General features: G+C 40.4%; 9 protein-coding genes. All 9 read left to right on the top strand.

The annotated features are described in order from the left end of the window. Positions 1–476: 476 nt before the first annotated feature. The 9 genes from NMM17_RS07400 (at position 477) to fusA (ending at position 7,913) form a co-directional block, all read left to right on the top strand. Positions 477–683 (top strand): hypothetical protein, encoded by a 207-nt coding sequence (locus tag NMM17_RS07400; protein WP_004241869.1) that lies wholly within the window; start codon positions 477–479, stop codon positions 681–683. Next, complete coding sequence (locus NMM17_RS07395) at positions 680–874, top strand: hypothetical protein (RefSeq protein ID WP_000786138.1); 195 nt, start codon at positions 680–682, stop codon at positions 872–874. Before NMM17_RS07400 ends, NMM17_RS07395 begins: the two co-directional genes overlap by 4 nt. After that, positions 861–1,745, top strand: a complete 885-nt coding sequence (locus NMM17_RS07390) for an ABC transporter ATP-binding protein (protein ID WP_254754162.1) — start codon at positions 861–863, stop codon at positions 1,743–1,745. The genes NMM17_RS07395 and NMM17_RS07390 overlap by 14 nt, the downstream gene beginning before the upstream one ends. A 1-nt stretch (position 1,746) precedes the next feature. Further along, on the top strand, positions 1,747–2,484 hold the full coding sequence (locus tag NMM17_RS07385; protein ID WP_254754161.1) for an ABC transporter permease: 738 nt from the start codon (positions 1,747–1,749) through the stop codon (positions 2,482–2,484). Further along, positions 2,484–3,581, top strand: coding sequence for a sensor histidine kinase (locus tag NMM17_RS07380; RefSeq protein ID WP_254754160.1), 1,098 nt, complete (start codon positions 2,484–2,486; stop codon positions 3,579–3,581). Before NMM17_RS07385 ends, NMM17_RS07380 begins: the two co-directional genes overlap by 1 nt. After that, positions 3,582–4,181, top strand: a complete 600-nt coding sequence (locus tag NMM17_RS07375; RefSeq protein ID WP_254754159.1) for a response regulator transcription factor — start codon at positions 3,582–3,584, stop codon at positions 4,179–4,181. A gap of 464 nt (positions 4,182–4,645) precedes the next feature. After that, the gene (rpsL, locus tag NMM17_RS07370; protein ID WP_001142332.1) at positions 4,646–5,059 is read left to right on the top strand and encodes a 30S ribosomal protein S12; all 414 of its coding nucleotides are present in this window, start codon (positions 4,646–4,648) and stop codon (positions 5,057–5,059) included. A gap of 19 nt (positions 5,060–5,078) precedes the next feature. Continuing rightward, on the top strand, positions 5,079–5,549 hold the full coding sequence (rpsG, locus tag NMM17_RS07365) for a 30S ribosomal protein S7 (protein ID WP_000087873.1): 471 nt from the start codon (positions 5,079–5,081) through the stop codon (positions 5,547–5,549). 282 nt (positions 5,550–5,831) lie between these two features. Then, positions 5,832–7,913, top strand: coding sequence for an elongation factor G (gene fusA, locus NMM17_RS07360; RefSeq protein WP_254754158.1), 2,082 nt, complete (start codon positions 5,832–5,834; stop codon positions 7,911–7,913). Positions 7,914–7,962 lie beyond the last annotated feature (49 nt).

Genomic DNA, 7,962 nt, shown 5'->3' with positions numbered 1-7,962 from the left:
AATTATCTGGATACTTAAGGTATCTTTTTTATTTACTTTAAGGGAGAATCGGTTTGGTTCTCTCTTTTTTGGTATGAGTAATTCATTTTATAAACTGATATTCAATTAAAATTTAGGTATACACGTTTAAAATTAAGGGTTTTTATAAATTTTACTAATTTTTAAGAAAGCAATAAAAAATCTTTTGGCACAACGTATAATATTTGTGCTTATAGGATAAAAATTTCTTCTCTTGAGTTTTTAAATAAGTATTAGTTTACATTTTAGTCTAAATTTGATATCACTTTGACGGAAGTGACTATAAATTCTTTTGTACTCGTGTTTTGTTGTGAAATGTTTCTTGATTTTTTAAACAGAATCTTTTATGACATTTGTCATATTTCCTAGTGACAGAAGCATCTAGCTCTGCTAACTTCAAAAGTCTATAATTGAAGTATGAATCTGCTAACTTCAAAAGTCTATAATTGAAGTATGAAATGGAGGAAGAAAAAATGAAACATAAAGTAATTGTCGTAATGAGTTTAGTAGCAGCAGGAGTCATGACTTATCTCATGTTTTCTGGGTTGGATGAAGACTTCTATCATTTTCCTTGGGAGTTATTTGCAGGTTTCAGCATGATGTCTTGGTTGATCCGAGAAGGATTAAAATTGGTCTCAGATGTGAAAAAGGAGTTTGAAAAATGAAAAATGCGATTCTCTATCTTTTTATTGGACTGTCACTAGTGGTATGGTTGGTAGAAATGTTTACAGGTTGGTTTGATCAAGCCTTCCTTCACCAATTCATCCGTGGTGCATGGGGATTAGGATTTATGATTTTTATTGCCTTTCCGATGGGAAAGGAGTGGCTGGAAGGAGAATATCATGAACATGATTAAGGTTCAAGGCTTACATAAAAACATCAAGGGCAAGGCTATTTTGAAGGATATTTCCTTTGAGGTAGCTGAAGGTGAATGCATTGCCTTGATTGGTCCAAATGGTGCTGGGAAGAGCACACTGCTAGACTGTTTATTGGGAGATAAACTGGTTACTAGCGGACAAATATCTATCCAAGGATTGCCAGTGACGAGTTCCAAGTTAGACTACACCAGATCCTATCTTCCTCAAGAAAATGTTATTGTTCAAAAACTAAAGGTTAAAGAGTTGATTGCTTTCTTTCAAAGCATTTATCTAAATCCCTTGAGCAACCAGGAAATCGATCAACTATTGCAGTTTGACAAGCAACAAAAAGAGCAATTTGCAGAAAAATTGTCAGGTGGGCAAAAGCGTCTTTTCTCTTTTGTCTTAACCTTGATTGGCCGACCAAAACTTGTCTTTTTAGATGAGCCAACTGCGGCCATGGATACCTCAACCCGCCAACGTTTTTGGGAAATTGTTCAGGATCTAAAAGCGCAGGGAGTTACCATTCTCTATTCGTCCCATTACATCGAAGAGGTAGAGCATACAGCGGACCGAATCTTGGTCTTGAATAAGGGAGAGTTGATTCGCGATACAACACCTCTAGCCATGCGCAATGAGGAGATTGAAAAGCACTTTATCCTTCCTCTAGCATATAAGGAAGTTGTCGAACAGTCAAACTTGGTTGAAAACTGGTCACAAAAACAGGATGCTCTACAAGTAGTCACACGCGAAGCAGATGCTTTCTGGGAACTATTAGTTCGAGCAGGATGTAGGATTCAAGAAATTGAAGTCAATAATCGTAGCTTGCTGGATACAATCTTTGAAGAAACACAAAAGGGAGATGACTAAGATGAAACGATGGATCGCACTAAACAAGATAGAATTTCTATTGACCAAACGGCAACTAGTCTATTATTTGTTATCAGTAGGGATGCCGACAGCCTTCTATTTATTTTTTTCAGGCATGTACCAGGAAACACCAGGTGGACCGACTAATTTTATGCGCGACTACCTCATCTCCATGACGGCTTTTTCCATGATGTCGACAGCTATCTTCTCATTCCCAGTTGTTTTACAAACCGACAAGATCAACAACTGGCAGAAAACATTACGTCATAGCCCTGTAAATATGGTAGAATATTATCTATCAAAGATAACAAGTATGTTGATTGATTATTTGGTTTCAATCTTGGTGGTTTTCTCAGTTGGGCATTTTGTAAGAGGTGTGGACATGCCTCTAGGAAGCTGGGTTGGTGCTGCGCTCTTGCTGATAGTTGGAAGTGTAGCTTTTGTAGCCCTTGGTTTGGCCTTGACTCTCTTACCAACTAGTCAGTTGATGTCTGTCGTGGGCAATCTTCTTTATCTAGGATTGGCTGTCTTAGGTGGACTCTGGATGCCCATCTCTTTATTTCCAGACTGGATGCAAGCAATCGGGAAGTGCCTACCGACCTATCAGTTGATGGAGTTGCTTAAGACCTTCTTAAATGAGGCTGGCATCAATTTATCAGCCACAGTTTATCTACTTGTTTTTTCAGCAGTTTTATTTGGTTTGACCATTTACCTTCAAGGTCATAAGGAGAATTCTTAATGCTTGAAAGACTGAAAAGTATAGATTATATGTATTGGGCCAGTTTGATTTTTATGGTTTTTTCCATCATTCCTGTAGTGACTGGGGAGCTTCCTGTCTGGCATTTATTGATTGATATTCTATTTGTAGTGGCGTATTTGGGTGTTTTAATAACTAAGAACCAGCGTCTTTCTTGGCTTTTCTGGGGAATCATGCTGGTCTATGTAGCTGGCTATACTGCCTTTGTTGCTGCGAATTATATCTGGTTCTTCTTTTTCCTTTCCAATCTCTTAATTTATCATTTCGGTATACGTAGTTTAAAGTCTTTACATGTCTGGACTTTTCTCCTTACTCAAGTGTTTGTTGTAGGGCAACTGTTGATTATTCAGAAAATCGAAGTTGAGTTTCTATTCTATCTGCTTGGGATTCTTACTTTTGTCGATTTGATGACTTTTGGCTTGGTTCGGGTTCGAATTGTAGAGGATTTGAAAGAAGCTCAGGCTAAGCAAAATGCCCAGATAAATCTCTTGCTAGCAGAAAATGAACGCAGTCGTATCGGTCAGGATTTGCATGATAGTCTGGGACACACCTTTGCTATGCTGAGTGTCAAAACGGATCTCGCCTTGCAGTTATTTCAGATGGAGGCTTATCCACAGGTGGAGAAGGAATTAAAAGAAATTCAGCAGATAAGCAAGGATTCCATGAATGAAGTACGAACTATTGTGGAAAATCTGAAGTCACGGACCTTAGCTTCAGAACTTGAAACTGTCAAAAAGATGCTAGAAATTGCTGGCATTGAGGTTCAAGTTGACAATCACTTGGACAAGGCTAGCTTGACCCAGGATATGGAGTCCACGGCTGCTATGATTTTATTAGAACTGGCAACCAATATCATCAAGCATGCTAAAGCGTCTAAAGCTTACTTAAGATTAGAACGGACAGAGAAAGAACTCCTTTTAACAGTAAGAGATGATGGTTGTGGTTTTACTTCAATAAAAGGGAATGAGCTCCATACAGTTCGAGATCGTGTCCTTCCATTTTCGGGAGAGGTAAATGTAATTAGTCAAAAACAACTGACAGAAGTTCAGGTTCGACTAGCTTATAAGGAGAGAATGTAGATGAAAGTATTAGTCGCAGAAGATCAAAGTATGTTGCGAGATGCTATGTGTCAATTGCTCACGCTTCAACCGGATGTGGAGTCTGTTCTTCAAGTCAAGAATGGGCAGGAAGCAATCCAACTATTAGAAAAGGAGTCTGTTGATATCGCCATCCTTGACGTAGAAATGCCTGTTAAGACAGGTCTTGAAGTCTTGGAGTGGATACGAGCAGAAAATCTAGAAACAAAGGTGGTTGTGGTGACGACCTTCAAGCGTCCTGGGTATTTTGAACGTGCGGTCAAGGCTGGTGTAGATGCTTATGTATTAAAAGAAAGAAGCATTGCAGACCTCATGCAAACCTTGCACACCGTCCTCGAAGGACGTAAGGAGTATTCTCCTGAATTGATGGAAGTGGTGATGACGCATCCCAATCCATTAACAGAGCAAGAAGTCGCAGTTTTAAAGGGAATCGCTCAGGGTTTCTCTAACCAAGAAATTGCAGATCAACTTTATCTATCCAACGGAACAGTCCGAAACTATGTCACCAATATTCTTTCGAAACTAGATGCAGGTAATCGAACAGAGGCAGCTAATATCGCGAAAGAATCTGGTTGGTTGTGATACTATCCTATCTCGAAAACCATTATGTGCTAAAATTGAAGTGTTTCAAAGAAATAATTTGTAACTTGAGGGGGCTTAGTTTCCTCCTTTTTGTTTCGTCTAATACTCTTCGAAAATCTCTTCAAACCTCGTCAGCGTCGCCTTAGATTATATATGTGACTGACTTTGTCAGTCTTATCTACAACCTCAAAGCAGTGCTTTGAGCAGCCTGTGGCTAGCTTCCTAGTTTGCTCTATGATTTTCATTTAGTATAAGGTGGTACCAAGAGCTAAAATTAACAAGAAAAAAGAAAAACATCTTGACAATGAGGTGAAAATTTTGTTACAATAATAGACGGTACTTTTTACTTTTGGTCTCTCAAGAGTGTACAGGGACGTGCTGACAAATGTTGCAAAAGTACACACAGATGATAGCTGTCACCAAGTGTATCATCACCAAAAATAAAAAAACACAGGAGAATGTAGATGCCTACAATTAACCAATTGGTTCGCAAACCGCGTAAATCAAAAGTAGAAAAATCTAAATCACCAGCTTTGAACGTTGGTTACAACAGTCATAAAAAAGTTCAAACAAACGTTTCTTCACCACAAAAACGTGGTGTTGCAACTCGTGTTGGAACAATGACACCTAAAAAACCTAACTCAGCCCTTCGTAAATTCGCTCGTGTACGTTTGAGCAACCTTATCGAAGTTACTGCCTACATCCCAGGTATCGGACACAACTTGCAAGAGCACAGCGTGGTGCTTCTTCGTGGTGGACGTGTAAAAGACCTTCCAGGGGTACGTTACCATATCGTCCGTGGTGCACTTGATACTGCAGGTGTTAACGATCGTAAACAAGGCCGTTCTAAATACGGTACTAAACGTCCAAAAGCATAAGGAAAGGGGATAAAGAGAAATGAGTCGTAAAAATAGAGCTCCAAAACGTGACGTATTGCCAGATCCGCTTTACAATTCACAACTAGTTACTCGTCTTATCAACCGCGTTATGCTTGATGGTAAACGTGGTACAGCTGCTTCAATCGTTTACGGTGCCTTTGAGCAAATCAAAGAAGCTACTGGAAACGATGCACTTGAAGTATTTGAAACAGCTATGGAAAACATCATGCCTGTACTTGAAGTACGTGCACGTCGTGTTGGTGGTTCTAACTACCAAGTCCCAGTTGAAGTTCGTCCAGAACGTCGTACAACACTTGGACTTCGTTGGTTGGTAACAATCGCTCGTCTTCGTGGTGAACACACAATGCAAGACCGTCTTGCAAAAGAAATCTTAGATGCTGCTAACAACACTGGTGCAGCTGTTAAGAAACGTGAAGACACTCACCGTATGGCTGAAGCTAACCGTGCATTCGCACACTTCCGTTGGTAATATAGGATGCGAAAGCGTTAAAAAAGTCCCAGAGAAAATAGGGAATCGAAGCAGGTTGCGACTGCAACCAATGAGATTCATCTTTTTCTCCAGACTTTTAGCTTGAGCTCAACTCAACTAACTTGGGCTTTTAGACCGAGTTCGATTCAATTTGTAAATCTACAAGTCGAAACCAACAATAGCATGAAAACATTGAGAACGGGTAGGTCCTGCCTATCCGTTTTTATTAAAATCATGTTATAATAGAATAGAAATCAAAAATAAATAGGAGAAACAAACCTCATGGCACGCGAATTTTCACTTGAAAAAACTCGTAATATCGGTATCATGGCTCACGTCGATGCTGGTAAAACAACAACTACTGAGCGTATTCTTTACTACACTGGTAAAATCCACAAAATCGGTGAAACTCACGAAGGTGCGTCACAAATGGACTGGATGGAGCAAGAGCAAGAACGTGGGATCACTATCACATCTGCTGCAACAACAGCTCAATGGAACAACCACCGCGTAAACATCATCGACACACCAGGACACGTGGACTTCACAATCGAAGTACAACGTTCTCTTCGTGTATTGGATGGTGCGGTTACCGTTCTTGACTCACAATCAGGTGTTGAGCCTCAAACTGAAACAGTTTGGCGTCAAGCAACTGAGTACGGAGTTCCACGTATCGTATTTGCCAACAAAATGGACAAAATCGGTGCTGACTTCCTTTACTCTGTAAGCACACTTCACGATCGTCTTCAAGCAAACGCACACCCAATCCAATTGCCAATCGGTTCTGAAGATGACTTCCGTGGTATCATCGACTTGATCAAGATGAAAGCTGAAATCTATACTAACGACCTTGGTACAGATATCCTTGAAGAAGATATTCCAGCTGAATACCTTGACCAAGCTCAAGAATACCGTGAAAAATTGATCGAAGCAGTTGCTGAAACTGACGAAGAATTGATGATGAAATACCTCGAAGGTGAAGAAATCACTAACGAAGAATTGAAAGCTGGTATCCGTAAAGCGACTATCAACGTTGAATTCTTCCCAGTATTGTGTGGTTCTGCCTTCAAAAACAAAGGTGTTCAATTGATGCTTGATGCGGTTATCGACTACCTTCCAAGCCCACTTGACATCCCAGCAATCAAAGGTATCAACCCAGATACAGACGAAGAAGAAACTCGTCCAGCATCTGATGAAGAGCCATTTGCAGCTCTTGCCTTCAAAATCATGACAGACCCATTCGTAGGTCGTTTGACATTCTTCCGTGTTTACTCAGGTGTTCTTCAATCAGGTTCATACGTATTGAACACTTCTAAAGGTAAACGTGAACGTATCGGACGTATCCTTCAAATGCACGCTAACAGCCGTCAAGAAATTGACACTGTTTACTCAGGTGATATCGCTGCTGCCGTTGGTTTGAAAGATACTACAACTGGTGACTCATTGACAGATGAAAAAGCTAAAATCATCCTTGAGTCAATCAACGTTCCAGAACCAGTTATCCAATTGATGGTTGAGCCAAAATCTAAAGCAGACCAAGATAAGATGGGTATCGCCCTTCAAAAATTGGCTGAAGAAGATCCAACATTCCGCGTTGAAACAAACGTTGAAACTGGTGAAACAGTTATCTCTGGTATGGGTGAACTTCACCTTGACGTCTTTGTTGACCGTATGCGTCGTGAGTTCAAAGTTGAAGCGAACGTAGGTGCTCCTCAAGTATCTTACCGTGAAACATTCCGTGCTTCTACTCAAGCACGTGGATTCTTCAAACGTCAGTCTGGTGGTAAAGGTCAATTCGGTGATGTATGGATTGAATTTACTCCAAACGAAGAAGGTAAAGGATTCGAATTCGAAAACGCAATCGTCGGTGGTGTGGTTCCTCGTGAATTTATCCCAGCGGTTGAAAAAGGTTTGGTAGAATCTATGGCTAACGGTGTTCTTGCAGGTTACCCAATGGTTGACGTTAAAGCTAAGCTTTACGATGGTTCATACCACGATGTCGACTCATCTGAAACTGCCTTCAAGATCGCGGCTTCACTTGCCCTTAAAGAAGCTGCTAAATCAGCACAACCAGCTATCCTTGAGCCAATGATGCTTGTAACAATCACTGTTCCAGAAGAAAACCTTGGTGATGTTATGGGTCACGTAACTGCTCGTCGTGGACGTGTAGATGGTATGGAAGCACACGGTAACAGCCAAATCGTTCGTGCTTACGTTCCACTTGCTGAAATGTTCGGTTACGCAACAGTTCTTCGTTCTGCATCTCAAGGACGTGGTACATTCATGATGGTATTTGACCACTACGAAGACGTACCTAAGTCAGTACAAGAAGAAATCATTAAGAAAAATAAAGGTGAAGACTAATCAGTTCTCACTCTAGAAGGAAGTCACTTAGTGGCTTCCTTTTGTCTTT

It is taken from the genome of Streptococcus sp. CF7_Ac1-12, assembly GCF_024295905.1.
Classification (GTDB): domain Bacteria; phylum Bacillota; class Bacilli; order Lactobacillales; family Streptococcaceae; genus Streptococcus; species Streptococcus mitis_AP.
This window is presented reverse-complemented; position numbering and strand designations above follow the sequence as displayed.

Excerpts from the sequence above, each read along its gene's own strand:
- NMM17_RS07400 (WP_004241869.1), top strand. The coding sequence starts at position 477 with ATGGAGGAAGAAAAAATGAAACATAAAGTAATTGTCGTAATGAGTTTA.
- NMM17_RS07395 (WP_000786138.1), top strand. The coding sequence starts at position 680 with ATGAAAAATGCGATTCTCTATCTTTTTATTGGACTGTCACTAGTGGTA.
- NMM17_RS07390 (WP_254754162.1), top strand. The coding sequence starts at position 861 with ATGAACATGATTAAGGTTCAAGGCTTACATAAAAACATCAAGGGCAAG.
- NMM17_RS07385 (WP_254754161.1), top strand. The coding sequence starts at position 1,747 with ATGAAACGATGGATCGCACTAAACAAGATAGAATTTCTATTGACCAAA.
- NMM17_RS07380 (WP_254754160.1), top strand. The coding sequence starts at position 2,484 with ATGCTTGAAAGACTGAAAAGTATAGATTATATGTATTGGGCCAGTTTG.
- NMM17_RS07375 (WP_254754159.1), top strand. The coding sequence starts at position 3,582 with ATGAAAGTATTAGTCGCAGAAGATCAAAGTATGTTGCGAGATGCTATG.
- rpsL (WP_001142332.1), top strand. The coding sequence starts at position 4,646 with ATGCCTACAATTAACCAATTGGTTCGCAAACCGCGTAAATCAAAAGTA.
- rpsG (WP_000087873.1), top strand. The coding sequence starts at position 5,079 with ATGAGTCGTAAAAATAGAGCTCCAAAACGTGACGTATTGCCAGATCCG.
- fusA (WP_254754158.1), top strand. The coding sequence starts at position 5,832 with ATGGCACGCGAATTTTCACTTGAAAAAACTCGTAATATCGGTATCATG.